The organism is Streptomyces sp. NPDC037273, from assembly GCF_055603625.1.
This window is the reverse complement of record NZ_JBVJVO010000001.1, coordinates 63,526-81,381: the sequence shown is the minus strand read 5'-3', so window position 1 is coordinate 81,381 and position 17,856 is coordinate 63,526. Positions and strand designations below refer to the sequence as shown.

Genomic DNA, 17,856 nt, shown 5'->3' with positions numbered 1-17,856 from the left:
ACCGATTCCGTCGCGTAACCAAAAGGCAACAACGGAATCACTTGTTGGGGCACTTTCCCCATGTCAGGATCGGCACTCAATTCGAGCTGGGACAACGGAGAGCGTCATGAGCAACCGCTTCCAGGTGACGGACCGCTTCGCGGACGGCGCGCAGTACATCGGCGGAAGGCTCCGCGCCGGAACCTCGGGTCGGGAACACAGCGTGATCGACCCGGCGACGGGCGAGAGCGTGTACACCTACGCGCTGGCGTCCACCGACGACGTGGACGAGGCGGTCGCCGCCGCGAAGGCCGCGTTCCCCGGCTGGTCCGGCGCGACGCCGGGCGAGCGCTCCGACGCGCTGCACCGCCTCGCCGGTGTCCTCGCCGAGTGGGCGGACGACATCGCGCGGGTCGAGTCCCTCCAGTGCGGCAAGCCGCTCAAGCTCACCACCGAGTTCGACGTGCCCGGCACCATCGACAACACGGCGTTCTTCGCCGGCGCGGCCCGCCACCTGCAGGGCCAGGCGGCCGCCGAGTACGAGGGTGACCACACCTCGTACATCCGGCGCGAGGCGATCGGTGTCATCGGCTCCATCGCTCCCTGGAACTACCCGCTCCAGATGGCCGCCTGGAAGATCCTCCCGGCGATCGCCGCCGGCAACACGATCGTCCTGAAGCCCGCCGAGCTGACCCCGCTGACCTCGCTGATGTTCGCGCAGGCGGCGAAGGAGGCCGGCATCCCCGACGGTGTGATCAACATCGTCAGCGGCTCCGGCCGGGTCGTCGGCGAGCACCTCGTCGGCCACCCCGACGTGGTCATGACCTCCTTCACCGGCTCCACGCCGGTCGGCAAGCGGGTCGCCGAGGTGGCCACCGCCACCGTGAAGCGGCTCCACCTGGAGCTCGGCGGCAAGGCCCCCTTCGTCGTCTTCGACGACGCCGACGTGGAGGCCGCCGCCCACGGCGCCGTCGCCGCCTCCCTGATCAACAGCGGCCAGGACTGCACCGCGGCCACCCGCGCGTACGTCCAGCGCCCGCTCTTCGACGCCTTCGTCGCCCGGGTCGCCGAGCTGATGGAGACCGTCCGGGTCGGCGACCCCTTCGCGCCGGGCACCGACCTCGGCCCGCTGGTCAGCCACCGGCACCGCGACAGCGTCGCCGGTTTCGTCGAGCGCGCCCGCGGCTACGCCACCGTCGTCACCGGCGGCGAAGTCCCCGGCGGCGACCTCAAGGACGGCGCGTACTATCGTCCGACCCTGATCACCGGCGCCGCGCAGGACAGCGAGGTCGTGCAGTCGGAGATCTTCGGGCCCGTCCTGGTGGCCCTGCCCTTCGACACCGACGACGAGGGCATCGAGCTCGCCAACGACACCCCGTACGGCCTCGCCGCCTCCGCCTGGAGCCGCGATGTCTACCGGGCCAACCGCGCCACGCGGGAGATCAAGGCCGGCTGCGTGTGGGTCAACGACCACATCCCGATCATCAGCGAGATGCCGCACGGCGGCACCAAGGCCTCCGGCTACGGAAAGGACATGTCGGTGTACTCCTTCGAGGAGTACACGCAGGTCAAGCACGTGATGTTCGACAACACCGCGGTGGCGGCGAAGGATTGGCACCGCACGATCTTCGGGGACCGATAGAAGTCTGCCGCCCGACCAGCGGCCCACCCATCCCGAAAGGGCACAGCGCATGGAGCAGTACGAGCCCGACAGCCTGTCCGCCGCGCAGCTGGCGGCGATACAGCGGAGCCTGACGAGTGGCCGGGGTGCCCTCAGCCGTCGTTCGATGCTGCGCGCGGGCGGCGTCGGCGCGCTCACGGTCGGCGGCCTCGCCGGCCTGAGCGCCTGTGGCATCCCGCCGGCCAAGCGGGAGGGCCAGGGCCCCGCGTCCATCGACGTGTCGGCCAAGGAGAAGAGCGTCGCCTTCTCCAACTGGACCGAGTACATGGACGTCAGCGAGGACGAGAAGTCCCGCCCGACCCTGGAGGCGTTCGCCAAACGCACCGGGATCAAGGTCAAGTACACCGAGGACATCAACGACAACGTCGAGTTCTTCGGCAAGATCAAGCCGCAGCTCGCGGCCGGCCAGGACACCGGCCGCGACCTGATCTGCGTCACCGACTGGCTCGCCGCCCGGATCATCCGGCTCGGCTGGGCGCAGAAGCTCGACGCCTCGAACCTGCCCCACGCGTACGCGAACCTGTCCGCCCAGTTCCGCAGCCCCGACTGGGACCCGGGCCGCGCCTACTCGTACCCGTGGACCGGCATCTCGACCGTCATCGCGTACAACGTCAAGGCGACCGGCGGCAAGAAGGTCGACTCCGTCACCCAGCTCCTGGACGACCCCTCGCTCAAGGGCCGGGTCGGCTTCCTCACGGAGATGCGCGACAGCGTCGGCATGACCCTGCTCGACCTCGGCAAGGACCCGGGCAAGTTCACCGACGCCGACTACGACGCGGCCATCGGGCGCCTCCAGAAGGGCGTCGACAAGAAGCAGATCCGCCGCTTCACGGGCAACGACTACACCTCCGACCTGGACAAGGGCGACCTCGCGGCCTGCCTCGCCTGGGCCGGCGACGTCATCCAGCTCCAGGCGGACAACCCGGACATCAGGTACGCCATCCCGGCCGCCGGATACATCACCTCCAGCGACAACCTGCTCGTCCCCGCCCAGTCCCGGCACAAGACGAACGCCGAGAAGCTCATCGACTACTACTACGAGCTTCCCGTCGCCGCCCAGCTCGCCGCGTACATCAACTACGTCTGCCCTGTCGACGGGGTGAAGGACGAGCTCGCCAAGATCGACCCCGAACTCGCGAACAACACCCTGATCCTCCCGGACAAGGCCATGGCCAAGAAGTCCCACGCCTTCCGCTCGCTCAGCAGCGCGGAGGAGACGGCGTACGAGGAGAAGTTCGCCAAGCTCATCGGCGCCTGAGCCCGACGTCGTCCACCTCACTCACTCCCCTGGGACCGCAACCCATGACTGACAACACCACCGGCGGCGACGTCCGTCTCACCGGGATCAGCAAGTCGTACGGCTCCTTCACCGCCGTCCACCCGCTCGACCTCACCATCCCGCAGGGCTCCTTCTTCGCCCTGCTCGGCGCCTCCGGCTGCGGCAAGACCACCACCCTGCGCATGATCGCCGGCCTGGAGGACCCGACCACCGGCACCGTCTTCCTCGGCGACCGGGACGTCACCGACCTCCCGCCCTACAAGCGGCCGGTCAACACCGTCTTCCAGTCCTACGCGCTCTTCCCGCACATGGACATCACCGAGAACATCGCCTTCGGCCTGCGCCGGCGCGGCATCAAGTCGGTGAAGAAGCAGGTCGACGACATGCTGGAGCTCGTCCAGCTCGGCGACAAGGCCCACCACAAGCCGCACCAGCTCTCCGGCGGCCAGCAGCAGCGCGTCGCCGTGGCCCGCGCGCTCATCAACCACCCGCAGGTGCTGCTCCTCGACGAGCCGCTCGGCGCCCTCGACCTCAAGCTGCGCCGCCAGATGCAGCTGGAGCTCAAGCGGATCCAGACCGAGGTCGGCATCACCTTCGTGCACGTCACCCACGACCAGGAGGAGGCCATGACGATGGCCGACCAGGTCGCGGTGATGAACGGCGGCCGGGTCGAGCAGCTCGGCGCCCCCGCCGACCTGTACGAGAACCCGCAGACCACCTTCGTCGCCAACTTCCTCGGCACCTCCAACCTCATCGAGGCCGAGGTCGTCGAGACCGGCGCGGACGTCGTCGTCACGGCCGGCGGCGGCAAGCTCCGGGTCCCCGGCGACCGCTGTACCTCCGCCGTCCGCCAGGGCGGCAAGGTGCTCGTCGGCGTCCGCCCCGAGAAGATCTCGCTCGCGCACGCCGACGAGGCCGGCTCGATCGCCGACGGCCGCAACCGCGTCACCGGCCGGATCGTCGACTCCTCCTTCATCGGCGTCTCCACCCAGTACGTGGTGAACAGCCCGGCCGGCGCGGAGCTCCAGGTGTACGAGCAGAACATCGAGCGCGACACCCGGCTCGTCCCCGGCGCCGAGGTCGTCCTGCACTGGAACCCGGCCCACACCTTCGGGCTCGACGCGACGCAGGACATCGACGCGGGCGTGGAGACGGTGGAGGACGCCGCATGACCGCGACCCTCACCCAGGACGCCGCACCGATAGAAGAACCGGTTCTGCGCAAGCCCTCCACCCGCAAGCGGCTCGTCCCGTACCTGCTGCTGCTTCCCGGCATCATCTGGCTGCTCGTCTTCTTCGCGCTGCCGATGGTCTACCAGGCCTCCACCTCGGTCCAGCAGGGAAGCCTGGAAGAGGGCTTCAAGGTCACCTGGCACTTCCAGACCTATGTGGACGCCTTCACCGAGTACTGGCCGCAGCTGCTCCGCTCGGTCCTCTACTCGGGCACCGCGACCCTGCTCTGCCTGCTGCTCGGCTACCCGCTCGCGTACCTCATCGCCTTCAAGGCCGGCCGCTGGCGCAACCTGCTCCTCGTCCTCGTCATCGCGCCCTTCTTCACCAGCTTCCTGATCAGGACGCTCGCCTGGAAGACGATCCTGGCCGACGACAGCGTCGTCGTGGACCTGCTGAACGCCCTGCACGTCCTCGACGTGACCAGCTGGCTCGGCTGGACCGACGGCGAGCGGGTGCTCGCCACGCCGATGGCGGTGGTCTGCGGTCTCACGTACAACTACCTGCCGTTCATGATCCTGCCGCTCTACACCTCCCTGGAGCGGATCGACGGCCGGCTGCACGAGGCCGCGCAGGACCTGTACGCGTCCCCGTCCACGACCTTCCGCAAGGTGACGTTCCCGCTGTCGATGCCGGGCGTCGTCTCCGGCACCCTGCTCACCTTCATCCCGGCGAGCGGCGACTACGTCAACGCCGAACTGCTCGGCTCGACCGACACCAAGATGATCGGAAACGTCATCCAGTCGCAGTTCCTCCGCGTCCTCGACTACCCGACCGCGGCCGCGCTCTCCTTCATCCTCATGGCGATCGTCCTGGTGATCGTCAGCCTCTACATCCGCAAGGCGGGAACGGAGGACCTGGTCTGATGCGCTGGCTCCGAAAGAACCTCGTCGTCCTGGCGGGCCTCTTCACGCTCGCCTACATGATCGTGCCGAACGTCGTGGTCATGGTGTTCTCGTTCAACAAGCCGAACGGGCGCTTCAACTACTCCTGGCAGCGGTTCTCGCTCGACGCCTGGAAGGACCCCTGCGGCGTCGCCGACATGTGCCAGTCGCTGTCACTGTCGCTCCAGATCGCCGCCTGGGCCACCATCGGCGCGGTCGCCCTCGGCACGATGATCGCCTTCGCGCTGGTCCGCTACCGCTTCCGGGCGCGCGGCGCGATCAACTCGCTGATCTTCCTGCCGATGGCGATGCCCGAGGTCGTCATGGCCGCCTCGCTGCTCACCCTCTTCCTCAACATGGGGATCGAGCTGGGCTTCTGGACGGTCCTCATCGCCCACATCATGTTCTGTCTGTCGTTCGTCGTGACGGCGGTCAAGGCGCGCGTCATGTCCATGGACCCGCGCCTGGAGGAAGCCGCGCGCGACCTCTACGCGGGCCCGACGCAGACCTTCCTGCGCGTGACCCTGCCGATCGCCGCGCCCGGCATCGCCGCCGGTGCGCTGCTCGCCTTCGCGCTCTCGTTCGACGACTTCATCATCACCAACTTCAACGCGGGTCCCGACACCGTCACCTTCCCCATGTTCGTGTGGGGCTCGGCGCAGCGCGGAACCCCCGTTCAGATCAACGTCATCGGCACCGCGATGTTCGTCCTCGCGGTACTGATGGTCGTGGCCGGGCAGATCATCGCGAACCGGCGCAAGAAAACAGCAACAGCCTGAGCGAAGGCCGCTCAGGCACCGAAGGAGTTGGAAACCATGGCCCCAGTCGCCATGCGTCTCGCTGCACAATCTCTCTCCGACGCCCAGCCCGTCCCCTTCTGGCTGGAAGACCCCGGCAAGCCCGGCGCCCTGCCCGCCCTCACCGGCACCGAGAAGTGCGATCTCCTCGTGGTCGGCGGCGGATACAGCGGACTGTGGACCGCGCTCCTCGCCAAGGAGCGCGACCCCGCCCGGGATGTCGTACTGATCGAAGGCCGCGAGGTGGGCTGGGCCGCCTCGGGCCGCAACGGAGGCTTCTGCGCGGCCTCCCTCACCCACGGCTTCGGCAACGGCCTCGCCCGCTGGCCCGGCGAGCTGCCCAAGCTGGAGGAGCTCGGCGAGCGCAACCTCGACGCCATCGAGGCGGCGGTCGACCGATACGCGCTCGACTGCGACTTCGAGCGCACCGGCGAGATCGACGTGGCCACCGAGCCGTACCAGGTCGACGAGCTGCACGAGGTGTACGAGGAGATCGACAAACTCGGTCTCGCGGACGGCATCGAGCTCCTCGACCGGGACGCCGTACGGGCCGAGGTCGACTCGCCGACCTTCCACGGCGGCATGTGGGACAAGCGCGGCGTCGCCATGCTCCACCCGGCCAAGCTGGCCTGGGGCCTGAAGCGCGCCTGCCTCGACCTGGGCGTCCGGATCTTCGAGAACACCCCCGGTCTGGAACTGGTCTCCGTCGGCGCCGGCATGGGCGTGCGCACCCCGTACGGCCGGGTCGTCGCCGAACGGGTCGCGCTCGGCACCAACGTCTTCCCGTCGCTGGTCAAGCGCGTCCGGCCGTACACCGTCCCGGTCTACGACTACGCGCTCGTCACCGAGCCGCTCAGCCCCGAGCAGCTCGCCTCGGTGGGCTGGAAGAACCGGCAGGGACTCGGCGACTCCGCCAACCAGTTCCACTACTTCCGGATCACCGCCGACAACCGCATCCTCTGGGGCGGCTACGACGCGATCTACCCCTTCGGCGGGAAGCTGAGCGCCGAGATGGACCACCGCCCGGAGACGTACCTGAAGCTCGCCGAGCACTTCTTCCGCTGCTTCCCGCAGCTGGAGGGGCTCCGCTTCAGCCACGCCTGGGGCGGTGCGATCGACACCTGCTCGCGCTTCTCGGCCTTCTTCGGCACGGCGTACCAGGGCAAGGTGGCGTACGCGGCCGGCTTCACCGGCCTCGGCGTCGGCGCCACCCGCTTCGGCGGTGACGTGATGCTCGACCTGCTCGCGGGGGAGCGCACCGAGCGCACCGAGCTGGACATGGTCCGCTCCAAGCCGCTGCCGTTCCCGCCCGAGCCGATCGCCTGGGCCGGCATCGGCATCACCAAGTGGTCGCTGGCCCGCGCCGACGAGAACGGCGGCCGGCGCAACCTGTGGCTGAAGACGATGGACAAGCTCGGCCTCGGTTTCGACAGCTGAGACGACCGTTGTGACGCAGCTCACAACCGGCGGGTAGCCGAACCCGCGTAAGAGAAGCCCCCGTACCCGCTCTCTCCCGTGTGGACACCGCGTCCACGGACCTCGCGTCCACACGGAGAGGAGACGGTCGTGATGACTGGTACGGGGGCTTCTGGCGCCAAGAGTGCGGTGGAGTGGCTGGTCTCGGTCGCGCCCGATCCCGACGCCTGCCGCTGGGAGTGGGAGCGCAACCCGCACGGGGTCGCCCTGCTGCCCGCCGGCAGGCGCTGGGACGTGCTGATCCTGCCGGGCGAGCTCGGCTACCCCACCCTCGACGTCCTCACCCGGCTCGTCGACCGGCCAGGACCGGTCCTCGCCGACTTCGGCGACTCCCGGATCGGCTTCTTCGTCCCGCCCGGCACCGCCGCCCGCTGGATCGGCACCGGGGTGCGCAGCGCCGGCACCGGCACCTGGATCGTCGTCCCGTACCCTGGCCGGTCGACCGGCGGAGTGCGCTGGCTGGTGGCCCCGGACGGGGTCGGCACCCTCAACGACACCTCGCTCCTCGAACTGGCGATGCACGAGGCAGCGGGGCAACTGGCCAGGGGTGAAGGGGGTTCGGGTGGGCCGTTCGGCCTCGGGTGAAGGGGAGCCGGTGGCGGCCCGTTCGGCCTCGGGTGCGGGGGCGTCGGTGGCGGCCCGTCGCGGTCGAACGACGAACAGAGGTCTTGACCACTTGATTGGTCTGGACCATGCTGTGGCGCGCTCCCCTCGATTTCCCCCCACCCGGAGGCAGTTGTGGACCGCACCAGACCTCTCAGCCTGCTCCTCGCGAGCGCCCTCGCCGCCGGCGGACTCCTGGCGCTCACCCCCGCGGCCCAGGCCGCCGACGCCGAACTCGCCCGCAACGGCGGCTTCGAGGCCGGCCTCGACGGCTGGACCTGTACGGCGGGCAGCGGAGCCGCCGTCACCTCACCCGTACACAGCGGGGCGAAGGCGCTCCAGGCCACCCCGGCCGGCAGCGACAACGCCCGCTGCTCCCAGACCGTCACCGTCAAGCCCAACTCCTCGTACACGCTGAGTGGTTGGGTCCGCGGCAGCTACGTCTACCTCGGCGCCACCGGCACCGGCACCACCGACGTCTCCACCTGGACGGCCTCCGCCCCCGCCTGGCAGCGCCTCGCCACCACCTTCACCACCGGCGCCTCCACCACCTCGGTGACGATCTACACCCACGGCTGGTACGGCACCCCCGCCTACCAGGCCGACGACCTCTCGCTGTACGGCCCCGGCGGCGACCCCGTCCAGATCCCGGCGGCCCCCACCGGCCTCGCGACCGGCACCGCGACCTCCACCTCCGTCCCGCTGACCTGGGCGGCCGTCCCGGGCGCGACCTCGTACAACGTCTACGTGGGGGCCGCCAAGGTCCTCACGACCACCGCCCCCTCGGCCACCGTCTCCGGACTCGCGCCCAACACCCCGTACACCTTCCAGGTGACCGCCGCGAACAGCGCGGGCGAGTCCCCGAAGTCGGCGCCCCTGACCGCGAGCACCACCTCAGGAGGCGGCGGCGGAGGAGGGCTCCCGGCGCACGCCCTCGTCGGCTACCTCCACGCGAGCTTCGCCAACGGATCCGGCTACACCCGCATGGCCGACGTCCCCGACTCCTGGGACGTCATCAACCTCGCCTTCGGCGAACCGACCTCGGTGACCTCGGGCGACATCCGTTTCAGCCTCTGCCCGGCCACCGAGTGCCCGAACGTCGAGTCCGCCGCCGACTTCAAGGCCGCCATCAAGGCCAAGCAGGCCGCCGGCAAGAAGGTCCTCATCTCCATCGGCGGCCAGAACGGCCAGGTCCAGCTCTCCACCACCGCCGCCCGCGACACCTTCGTCTCCTCCGTCTCGAAGATCATCGACGAGTACGGCCTCGACGGCCTCGACATCGACTTCGAAGGCCACTCGCTCTCGCTCCAGACCGGCGACACCGACTTCCGGAACCCCACCAGCCCGGTCATCGTCAACCTCATCCAGGCGGTGAAGACCCTCAAGGCCAAGTACGGCCCCGGCTTCGTCCTGACCATGGCCCCGGAGACCTTCTTCGTCCAGCTCGGCTACCAGTACTACGGCTCCGGCCCCTGGGGCGGCCAGGACCCGCGCGCCGGCGCCTACCTCCCGGTCATCCACGCCCTGCGCGACGACCTCACCCTGCTGCACGTCCAGGACTACAACTCGGGCTCCATCATGGGCCTCGACAACCAGTACCACTCCATGGGCGGCGCCGACTTCCACATCGCCATGACCGACATGCTCCTCACCGGCTTCCCGGTGGCCGGGAACACGGACCGCTTCTTCCCGGCCCTCCGCCCCGAGCAGGTCGCCATCGGCCTCCCGGCCTCCACCCAGGCCGGCAACGGCCACACGGCCCCCGTCGAGGTCAACAAGGCCCTCAACTGCCTCACGAAGAAGACCGACTGCGGCAGCTACCAGACCCACGGCACCTGGCCGGCCCTCCGCGGCCTCATGACCTGGTCCATCAACTGGGACCGCTACAACCAGTGGCAGTTCAGCCGGAACTTCGACGCGTACACCTGGAACTGACCCCCAGGACCAGCACCCCAAGACACAGACTGGCCACCACGTCCAGCGGCCAGTGATACCCCCGCAGCACCAGACCGGTCCCCGTCACCGCCGTCAGCACGGCGGCGACGGGGATCAGTCGGTTCGAGACGAGGAAGGCGGCGCCGAAGTAGGCGACCATCGCGGTCGCGGTGTGACCGGAGGGGTAGTAGCCGTGGGCCCAGGGCTCCAGGGGGCCCGGGCGGGCGGTCCACTCCTTCAGCGGGATCACCAGGAGCGGGACGGCGGCCATCGCGAGGCCCGCGTGGAGGGCGGCGGCACGCCGGCCCCGCCACAGGGCGTACCCCATCGCGCAGGCGAGGACCGGGAGGGCGACCGTCATGTTGCCGAGGTCGGAGGCGAGTTCGCTCAGGCGCCGGGGGACCGAGTCCACCACCGCGCGCGACACCCGCTCGTCGAGCCTGGCCAAGGGGCCGTGGACGAGCACCTGCCAGGTCACGACGGCGAGGGCGACGAGCGCCGAGAGGAGAGCCGGCCGCCCTGGAACAGGGGGGGTGGTTCCAGGGCGGCCGAGGGGATCGGGCTGCCGCGCGCCCCGGGGGGTATGGGGCGTGCGGCCATCCGATCGGTGAGGAGTCCCGGAGCACGAGGCACCGGCGGTGTGCGAGAAGGCACGGTGTGGGCGGGGCTGGGGAGGCTCCGCCCGGGGTGTTTCTCTCATCTGCAGAAACCGTACGCCAGAGAAGAGGGGGCCGACAGCGGGATGCGCATCCCGCCATCGGCCCCCCACAGAGTCTTCACACCGTGTGCCTGATCGGACCTCAGATCGTGGCGAGCGCGCTCTCGATGACGTCCAGACCCTCGTTGAGCAGGTCCTCACCGATGACCAGCGGCGGCAGGAAACGCAGCACGTTGCCGTAGGTGCCGCAGGTCAGGACCAGGACACCCTCGTTGTGGCAGAACTTCGCGAGCGCGGCGGCGGCCTCGGCGTGCGGCTCCTTCGTCACCGGGTCCTTGACGAGCTCGATGGCGATCATGGCGCCGCGGCCGCGGATGTCACCGATGACCGGGAACTTCTCCTGCATGGCGGTGAGGCGGCCCTTCATGACCTCCTCGATGCGCTTCGCCTTGCCGTTGAGGTCGAGCTCCTTCATCGTCTCGATGGCACCGAGCGCACCGGCGCAGGCGACCGGGTTGCCACCGTAGGTGCCGCCCAGGCCACCGCCGTGGACGGAGTCCATGATCTCGGCGCGGCCGGTGACGGCGGCGAGCGGCAGACCGCCCGCGATGCCCTTGGCGGTCGTGATCAGGTCCGGGACGATGCCCTCGTCCTCACACGCGAACCACTGGCCCGTGCGGCAGAAACCGGCCTGGATCTCGTCGGCGACGAAGACGATGCCGTTGTCGTTGGCGAACTTCACGATCGCCGGCAGGAAGCCCTTGGCCGGCTCGATGAAGCCACCCTCGCCGAGGACCGGCTCGATGACGATCGCGGCGACGTTCTCGGCGCCGATCTGCTTCGTGATGTTGTCGATCGCCTGGGCGGCGGCCTCGGGGCCGCAGTTCTCGGCACCGGTGGCCCAGCGGTAGCCGTAGGCGACCGGCACGCGGTAGACCTCGGGGGCGAACGGACCGAAGCCCTGCTTGTACGGCATGTTCTTCGCCGTCATGCCCATGGTGAGGTTGGTACGGCCGTGGTAGCCGTGGTCGAAGACGACGACGGCCTGGCGCTTGGTGTACGAGCGGGCGATCTTCACCGCGTTCTCGACGGCCTCGGCGCCCGAGTTGAACAGCGCGGACTTCTTGGCGTGGTCGCCCGGGGTCAGCTCGGCCAGCGCCTCGCAGACCTCCACGTAACCCTCGTACGGCGTCACCATGAAACAGGTGTGGGTGAAGTCCTGCAGCTGCGCGGCCGCGCGGCGCACGACGGCCTCGGCGGACGCGCCGACCGAGGTCACGGCGATGCCGGAGCCGAAGTCGATCAGACGGTTGCCGTCGACGTCCTCGATGATGCCGCCGCCGGCCCGCTTCGTGAAGACGGGCAGCGTGGAGCCGACGCCCCCGGCGACGGTGTCCAGCCGACGAGCCTGAAGCTCCTGCGACTTCGGACCGGGAATGGCGGTGACGACGCGCCGCTCCTGCGGGACAGCGTTCATGCGGGGCTCCTGGGGGTGTTTCTGGACGCACTTGCGGGTTTCCTCCGCAGGCTAGGCCCGCGCGGCCCCGCGAGGCATGCGCCGATCGGGAGTGGTGGGGGGTGTGTCGTTGTCCGGGATGGACATGGCCCCTCCGCTTCCACTCCTCGCCGTACGGCTGGTCGAAACCCCTCCGCCGTCCTCCCCGCCCACTAGATTGACGCTTGCACAGACGCGGCGACCTGGCTGGTCAGGGGGCAGGGGTTCATGGAGACCGACGGCACACACGACTCACCCAACACCCGGGGCAACACCGTCCCCCGCCCAGCGGGGCCACCGCCCTCTCCCGTCGAACCCGTGAGCCGCCGGACCACCCCTGCCCCGCCGACCGCTCCTCCACCCGGAGGCGGGCACCCGGCTCCGCCGTCCGGCCCCGCCCACCCTGCCGCACCCACTGTCCCGCCCCGGCCCGCCACGGCCCCGGTCGCCCCGGGTGCACCGGGTGCCCCCGTCGTCGCATGGCTCGACGCGCCGAGGCCCGAGACGCCGCCGGGGGTGTGGCGGCTGCGGTACGTGGCTCCGCGGGTGGCCGGGGAAGTGCGGCGGCTCGCGCCCGTGACCGTCGTCGGCCTGCTGATCCCGCTGGTGGTGGGGCTGCTGCTGTGGTCGGCCTGGCGGCGCGGGGTCGTCCCCTACCAGTGGATCCCGCTCGCCACCTTCACCCCGGGCGACTGGTGGTACGCCGGAGGGACCTCGCCCCGCGACTGGCACGGCGCCGAGGCGCACGTCGTCTACGACGGGGTCTTCTTCGCCGGCCTCCTCTACGCCATCGCCCGCCTCGGCGCCTGGGCGGAACTCGCCCGCCACCTGCTCGCCGACCGGCGGCCCCCGGTGCGTGCCGCGCTCGCGGCCGGAGCGGCGCTGATCGCCCTCACCTTCGTCTGGCCGGACGCCTTCCCTGGTGTCGGCTGGGAGCCGCTGCCGGTCGTCGGACCCGTGCTCTCCCTCGTGGTGCTCATCGGCGGCGGCTACGACGTCCTCGCCTCACCGTTCCTCGTCTACACCGTCTACACCGTGATCACCGCGGCCGTGCTGTGGCCCTTCGCCCGCCTCGGCGACTGGCCCGGCCTGATCAGGGGCCGGCTCAAGGCCCGCGCCCAGCGCGCCGCCGACGCCGCCGGAGGCCCCGCCGCACCGCTCGACGCGGCCGTGCCCGTGCCGTCCTCGCAGTGGCCCGAGCTGCGGGCCGCGGGGGAGCGGCGGGCCGCCGAGCTGCTCGCCGCCGAGGTGTACGCCGGACGCATGAACGACGTGGACTGCGCGCGCGTGCGCCGGCACCTCGACGAGCGGGGCCGCGGGACCGCCGGCGGCCTCACCGCGTCGGCCGAGACCGTGCTGCGCCAGGGCGGGGCCGCCTGGACGCACCCCTCGGGCGCCCGCGACCTGCCCGAGCGGGCCGCCACCCACGACCTGCTCGTCGGACAGGTCCGCATCGGCCGCTGTGTCGCCGAGGAACGGAACCCCGCCGCGTACCGGGGCGCGGGCCTCGCCCTCGACCCGTCCGTGCTCGGCACCTCGCTGCTAGCCGTGGGGCCCTCCGGAGCCGGGAAGACCGCCCGGCTGACCCGCCCGGTCGTCGAGTCGCTCACCCTCCAGGCCCTGACCGGCGGGTGCGCGGTCGTCGCCGTCGGCACCGCGGACGCCCAGCTCGGCCCCGACGACGCCTACGACGTGGTGGTCACCCCGGGCGACCCGGCCTCGCCGTACGACCTCGACCTGTACGCCGGGCTCACCGACCCCGACGAGGCGGCGGCCCTGCTCGCCGAGGGCCTGGCGGGCGACGTCGAGAACCTCGACGCCCGCCGCGCCGCCACCGTCCTCGCCCAGCTGATCGGCCCCTACCGGGCCGTGCACGCCCGCTTCCCCTCCGTACCCGTGCTCCGCGAACTCCTCGAAGCGGGCCCGGAGACGCTCGCCGCACTGCTCGACCGGCTGCCGTCCGACGGCCCGGCGACGATGCGCCGCGAGCTCGAGGCACGCATCCGGCAGGCGGGGACGGCCGCCGACGCCGGGCCGCTCCTCGCCGACCGGCTCGCGCTGCTCGACCGGCCGGCGTTCGCCGAGTTCTTCGGTGCCGACACCGGGGCCCTGCGGCCCTTCTCCCTGAAGTCCGTCGTCCACCACCCCCTGCGGGTCCGCGTGAAGCTCCCCGAGCGCGGCCACGAGGAGGCCTCGAAGCTCCTCGCCCGGCTGCTCCTCGCCCAGTTCCTCGCGGCCGCGAGGACCGTCGGAGGCCGTACCCACTTCGTGTGCCTGGTGCTCGACGACGCCACCGGGACGCTCACCCAGGGCACCGTCCGCTCCCTCCAGCGGCTGCGCCCGCAGAACGCGGGCGTGGTCCTCGGCCTGCGCACCCTCGGCGACGTGCCGGAGGTCCTGCACGGCCCGCTGTTCGGCGCGGTCGGCTGCCGGGTGGCGCTCTCCGGGATCACCACCTGGGACGGCCGGGGCTTCGCCGAGACCTGGGGCAAGGAGTGGGTGGAGACCACCGAGGTTGCCCACCACACGGTCTTCGCCGACCAGCCGATGACCCGTTTCATCCACGCCCTGCGCAAGAGGGTCACGGGCAAGGCCGTGACCACCGACGCCGTCACGACCCGGAAGGTCGAGCGCGAGCGCTGGTCCGCCTCGGAGCTGGCCCACTCGGTGCCGCCCGGCCACGCCGTCGTCTCCCTCACGACCGTCCGGGGCGCCCACACGCCCCCCGTCCTGGTCGACCTGCGCGGCTGATCGCGGAGCGCGGGCGGCGGGGGCCGCCGTGCCGGCCGGGAGTGATCGCCTCCGTGTGGCTGAGCGGCCACCCCTTCGTCCTGGCACAATCGGGGGCGCCGCTCGGCTGGGCGGTGCCCCCTCGCTCAAAGGTCCGACGGTTCGCCGATGCCGCCCACCCTCGCTTCGCTTGTGCAGCACTCCGCTCTGAAGCTCATCGTCCGTGCCGGTGAGGACCGGCTCGATACGCCGGTGAGGTGGGCTCATGTGAGCGAGCTCGCCGATCCGGTGCCGTACATGGAGGGCGGGGAGCTGTTGTTGACGACGGCGCTGACGCTCGACGCGGAGGACCTGGAGGCGATGCGCCGGTATGTGCGGCGGTTGCTGGGGGCGGGGGTGGTGGGGCTGGGGTTCGCCGTGGGGGTGAACTACGAGGAGATTCCGCCGGCGCTGCTGGACGCGGCGCGCGAGGAGCATCTGCCGCTTCTGGAGGTGCCGCGCAGGACGCCGTTCCTGGCCATCAGCAAGGCGGTGTCGGCGGCGATCTCGGCCGATCAGTACCGGGCGGTGACGGCGGGGTTCGAGGCCCAGCGGGAGCTGACGAGGGCGGCGCTGGCGGAGGGGCCGGAGGCGGTGGTGGCCCGGCTGGCGGCGCATGTGGACGGCTGGGTGGCGCTGTACGACACGTCGGGCACGGTGGTCGCGGTGTCGCCGGAGTGGGCGGCGCGCAGGGCCGCGCGGCTGACGGCGGACGTGGAGCGGCTGCGGGACCGGCCGGCGCCGGCGAGCGCGGTGGTCGGCGGTACGGACGACCGGGTGGAGCTGCAGTCGCTGGGTACCGGGCGGCGGGTCAGGGGCGCGCTGGCGGTCGGGACGGGCGCGCCGCTCGGGACGGCCGAGCGGTACGCGGTGCACTCGGCGATCGCCCTGCTCACCCTCACGACGGAACGTTCCCGTTCGCTCCAGGCCGCCGAGCAGCGGCTCGGCGCGGCGGTGCTGCGCATGATGCTCGCCGGGCAGCAGGAGCACGCGCGCGCGGTGGCGGGCGAGGTGTACGGCGGGCTGCTCGACGCGCCGTTCCGCGTACTGGTCGCGGAGCCGGCCGGGGGAGAGGCCGCGGTCGAGCCCCCGCTGCCGGTGCTCGCGGAGGCCCTGGAGGCGGCCGCGGCCCGCGCGGGCGAGGCGGTCCTCGCCGTGCCCGAGGGGGAGCGGCGGCTCGTGGTGCTGGCCGGGGAGGGCGGCGCGGTCGTCGCCGCCTGTGAGGGGTACGCGGACCGTGAGGCGGACGAGGCGGGTGTCGTCATCGGGCTGTCGGCGCCGGCCGGGGCGAGCGCGGCGGCGACCGCGTACAAGCAGGCCGAGCAGGCGCTGTCGGTGGCCCGTCGGCGTGGCCGTGCGCTCGTCGAGCACGAGGACCTGGCGGCGGGCTCGGTCCTGCCGCTGCTGGCCGACGACGCCGTGCGCGCCTTCGCCGACGGAATGCTGCGGGCCCTGCGCGAGCACGACGCCACGGGCCGCGGGGACCTGGTGGCCTCCCTGCGGGCCTGGCTCTCGCGGCACGGCCAGTGGGACGCGGCCGCGGCGGACCTGGGCGTCCACCGGCACACGCTCCGCTACCGCATGCGCCGCGTGGAGGAGATCCTCGGCCGCTCCCTCGACGATCCGGACGTCCGCATGGAGCTGTGGCTCGCGCTGAAGGCCACGGGCGAGGACGCCGAGTAGCCGGGCCGGTGGCCGGGCGGGCGGGCGGCGGTCAGCCGTCGCTGTTGTCGCTCCCGTTGCCGCCGCCCCGCAGGCTCCGCCGTCGCCCGTCGCGTACGACCTCGCCGCCGAGGAGGGTCACGGTGGCCACCGCGCGGACCCAGCGGGGGCCGCCGCGGGCGGCCCACACCACGCAGCCGCAGCCGGCGACGGCGAGCACCAGGACGCCGATGAGTACGTAAAGGATCATGGTCTTCCCCCTTGTGGTCCCGCGGTCCCGGTCATCCTGTCATCCGCCTGTCAGCCGCGGGAACGGGCGTCGCGCGGGCCTGCGGCGTCCGTGCTCCGGTGTCCCTGCCCGGATCCGGGCAATTTTCTTGGACTGGGGGACCGTAACTCCCTAGTCTCCTGAGCATGACAAGCCCCGCCGTCGAACCGGCACCCGAGGAACACAAGGCCGCCCCCGGATCCCGTACCGCCGCACCCGCCGCGACCGCCGTGCCCGCCCGCCGGATCACCGGCGCGGTGTGGGCGGCGCTCGGCATCGTGTACGTCGTATGGGGGTCGACCTACCTCGGCATCCGGATCGCCGTCGACACGATGCCGCCCTTCCTGTCCTCGGGCACCCGCTTCATCACCGCGGGCCTGCTCCTCGCCGGGATCATCGCCTGGCGCCAGGGCCCCGCCGCCCTCAAGGTCGACCGCAGGCAGCTCGGCTCCGCGGTCCTGGTCGGTCTGCTGCTCATACCCGGCGGCAACGGCCTGGTGGTCCTCGCCGAGACCTCCATCCCCTCCAGCCTCGCCGCGCTCCTCATCGCCGTCGTCCCCGCCTGGGTCGTCATCCTGCGCACCGCCACCGGCGAGCGCCCCGGCATCGGCGCGGTCGGCGGCGTCCTGCTCGGCCTCGGCGGCCTCGCGATCCTCACGGTGCCCGGCATCAGCGGCGAGGTGAAGATCGGCGGCGTGGTGCTGGTCGTCGCGGCGACCCTGCTGTGGTCGGTCGGCTCGTTCTCCTCCTCGCGGCTGCCGATGCCGAAGAACCCGTTCACGGCGAGCGCGTACGAGATGGTCGTCGGCGGCATCGCGGGCCTGGTGATCGGCGTCGCCCGGGGCGAGCACCACGGCCTCGACGTCACCGCGATCTCGGGCCGCTCGTGGGTGGCCCTCGCCTATCTGATCCTCTTCGGCTCGCTCCTCGCGTTCACCGCGTACGCCTGGCTCCTCCAGGCCGCCCCGCTCTCCCTCGTCGCCACCTACGCCTACGTCAACCCGGTCGTCGCCGTGCTCCTCGGCGCCCTGGTCCTGAACGAGGCCCTGACCTGGCCGCTGCTGCTCGGCGGCGCGGTCGTCGTCGGCGGCGTCTGCCTGATCGTCTCCACCGAACGCAGAAACTGACACCCGGGGCCGGG

The 17,856-nt window shown here is 71.6% G+C and carries 14 protein-coding genes; 11 read left to right on the top strand and 3 right to left on the bottom strand.

Going from position 1 to position 17,856, the window contains the following annotated elements; translation table 11 throughout:
• The first annotated feature begins 106 nt into the window (after positions 1-106).
• From ACZ7G1_RS00335 to ACZ7G1_RS00300, 8 genes are all read left to right on the top strand, one after another.
• The gene (locus tag ACZ7G1_RS00335) at positions 107-1,621 is read left to right on the top strand and encodes a gamma-aminobutyraldehyde dehydrogenase (protein WP_470880888.1); all 1,515 of its coding nucleotides are present in this window, start codon (positions 107-109) and stop codon (positions 1,619-1,621) included.
• 49 nt (positions 1,622-1,670) lie between these two features.
• Positions 1,671-2,918, top strand: coding sequence for an ABC transporter substrate-binding protein (locus ACZ7G1_RS00330; protein WP_470880886.1), 1,248 nt, complete (start codon positions 1,671-1,673; stop codon positions 2,916-2,918).
• Between the two features lie 44 nt (positions 2,919-2,962).
• Entirely contained in the window at positions 2,963-4,111 is a 1,149-nt protein-coding gene (locus ACZ7G1_RS00325) for an ABC transporter ATP-binding protein (protein WP_470880884.1), read from the top strand.
• On the top strand, positions 4,108-5,034 hold the full coding sequence (locus ACZ7G1_RS00320; RefSeq protein ID WP_470880882.1) for an ABC transporter permease: 927 nt from the start codon (positions 4,108-4,110) through the stop codon (positions 5,032-5,034). Before ACZ7G1_RS00325 ends, ACZ7G1_RS00320 begins: the two co-directional genes overlap by 4 nt.
• The gene (locus ACZ7G1_RS00315; protein ID WP_470880880.1) at positions 5,034-5,831 is read left to right on the top strand and encodes an ABC transporter permease; all 798 of its coding nucleotides are present in this window, start codon (positions 5,034-5,036) and stop codon (positions 5,829-5,831) included. The genes ACZ7G1_RS00320 and ACZ7G1_RS00315 overlap by 1 nt, the downstream gene beginning before the upstream one ends.
• A gap of 36 nt (positions 5,832-5,867) precedes the next feature.
• Positions 5,868-7,286 (top strand): NAD(P)/FAD-dependent oxidoreductase, encoded by a 1,419-nt coding sequence (locus tag ACZ7G1_RS00310; protein ID WP_470880878.1) that lies wholly within the window; start codon positions 5,868-5,870, stop codon positions 7,284-7,286.
• A 132-nt stretch (positions 7,287-7,418) separates the two neighbouring features.
• A complete protein-coding gene (locus tag ACZ7G1_RS00305) occupies positions 7,419-7,910 on the top strand; it encodes a bifunctional DNA primase/polymerase (protein ID WP_470880951.1) in 492 nt (163 codons plus the stop codon).
• Positions 7,911-8,063: 153 nt separating this feature from the next.
• The gene (locus ACZ7G1_RS00300; RefSeq protein WP_470880876.1) at positions 8,064-9,863 is read left to right on the top strand and encodes a chitinase; all 1,800 of its coding nucleotides are present in this window, start codon (positions 8,064-8,066) and stop codon (positions 9,861-9,863) included.
• Here ACZ7G1_RS00300 and ACZ7G1_RS00295 read toward each other — a convergent pair.
• Positions 9,829-10,563: a phosphatase PAP2 family protein gene (locus tag ACZ7G1_RS00295; RefSeq protein WP_470880874.1), complete on the bottom strand. Its 735-nt coding sequence runs from the start codon at positions 10,561-10,563 to the stop codon at positions 9,829-9,831. The two genes, ACZ7G1_RS00300 and ACZ7G1_RS00295, sit on opposite strands and share 35 nt — an antisense overlap.
• A 100-nt stretch (positions 10,564-10,663) precedes the next feature.
• Complete coding sequence (gene gabT / locus ACZ7G1_RS00290) at positions 10,664-11,998, bottom strand: 4-aminobutyrate--2-oxoglutarate transaminase (RefSeq protein WP_470880872.1); 1,335 nt, start codon at positions 11,996-11,998, stop codon at positions 10,664-10,666.
• A 246-nt stretch (positions 11,999-12,244) separates the two neighbouring features.
• Here gabT and ACZ7G1_RS00285 point away from each other — a divergent pair, with 246 nt between their 5' ends.
• Both ACZ7G1_RS00285 and ACZ7G1_RS00280 read left to right on the top strand, forming a co-directional pair.
• Positions 12,245-14,767 (top strand): ATP/GTP-binding protein, encoded by a 2,523-nt coding sequence (locus tag ACZ7G1_RS00285; protein ID WP_470880870.1) that lies wholly within the window; start codon positions 12,245-12,247, stop codon positions 14,765-14,767.
• A 147-nt stretch (positions 14,768-14,914) separates the two neighbouring features.
• On the top strand, positions 14,915-16,468 hold the full coding sequence (locus ACZ7G1_RS00280) for a PucR family transcriptional regulator (protein ID WP_470880869.1): 1,554 nt from the start codon (positions 14,915-14,917) through the stop codon (positions 16,466-16,468).
• Positions 16,469-16,499: 31 nt separating this feature from the next.
• Here the strand turns inward: ACZ7G1_RS00280 and ACZ7G1_RS00275 are convergent, their stop codons facing one another.
• The gene (locus tag ACZ7G1_RS00275) at positions 16,500-16,697 is read right to left on the bottom strand and encodes a hypothetical protein (protein WP_470880867.1); all 198 of its coding nucleotides are present in this window, start codon (positions 16,695-16,697) and stop codon (positions 16,500-16,502) included.
• Between the two features lie 164 nt (positions 16,698-16,861).
• Here ACZ7G1_RS00275 and ACZ7G1_RS00270 point away from each other — a divergent pair, with 164 nt between their 5' ends.
• On the top strand, positions 16,862-17,842 hold the full coding sequence (locus tag ACZ7G1_RS00270) for an EamA family transporter (RefSeq protein WP_470880865.1): 981 nt from the start codon (positions 16,862-16,864) through the stop codon (positions 17,840-17,842).
• The last annotated feature ends 14 nt before the right edge of the window (positions 17,843-17,856 follow it).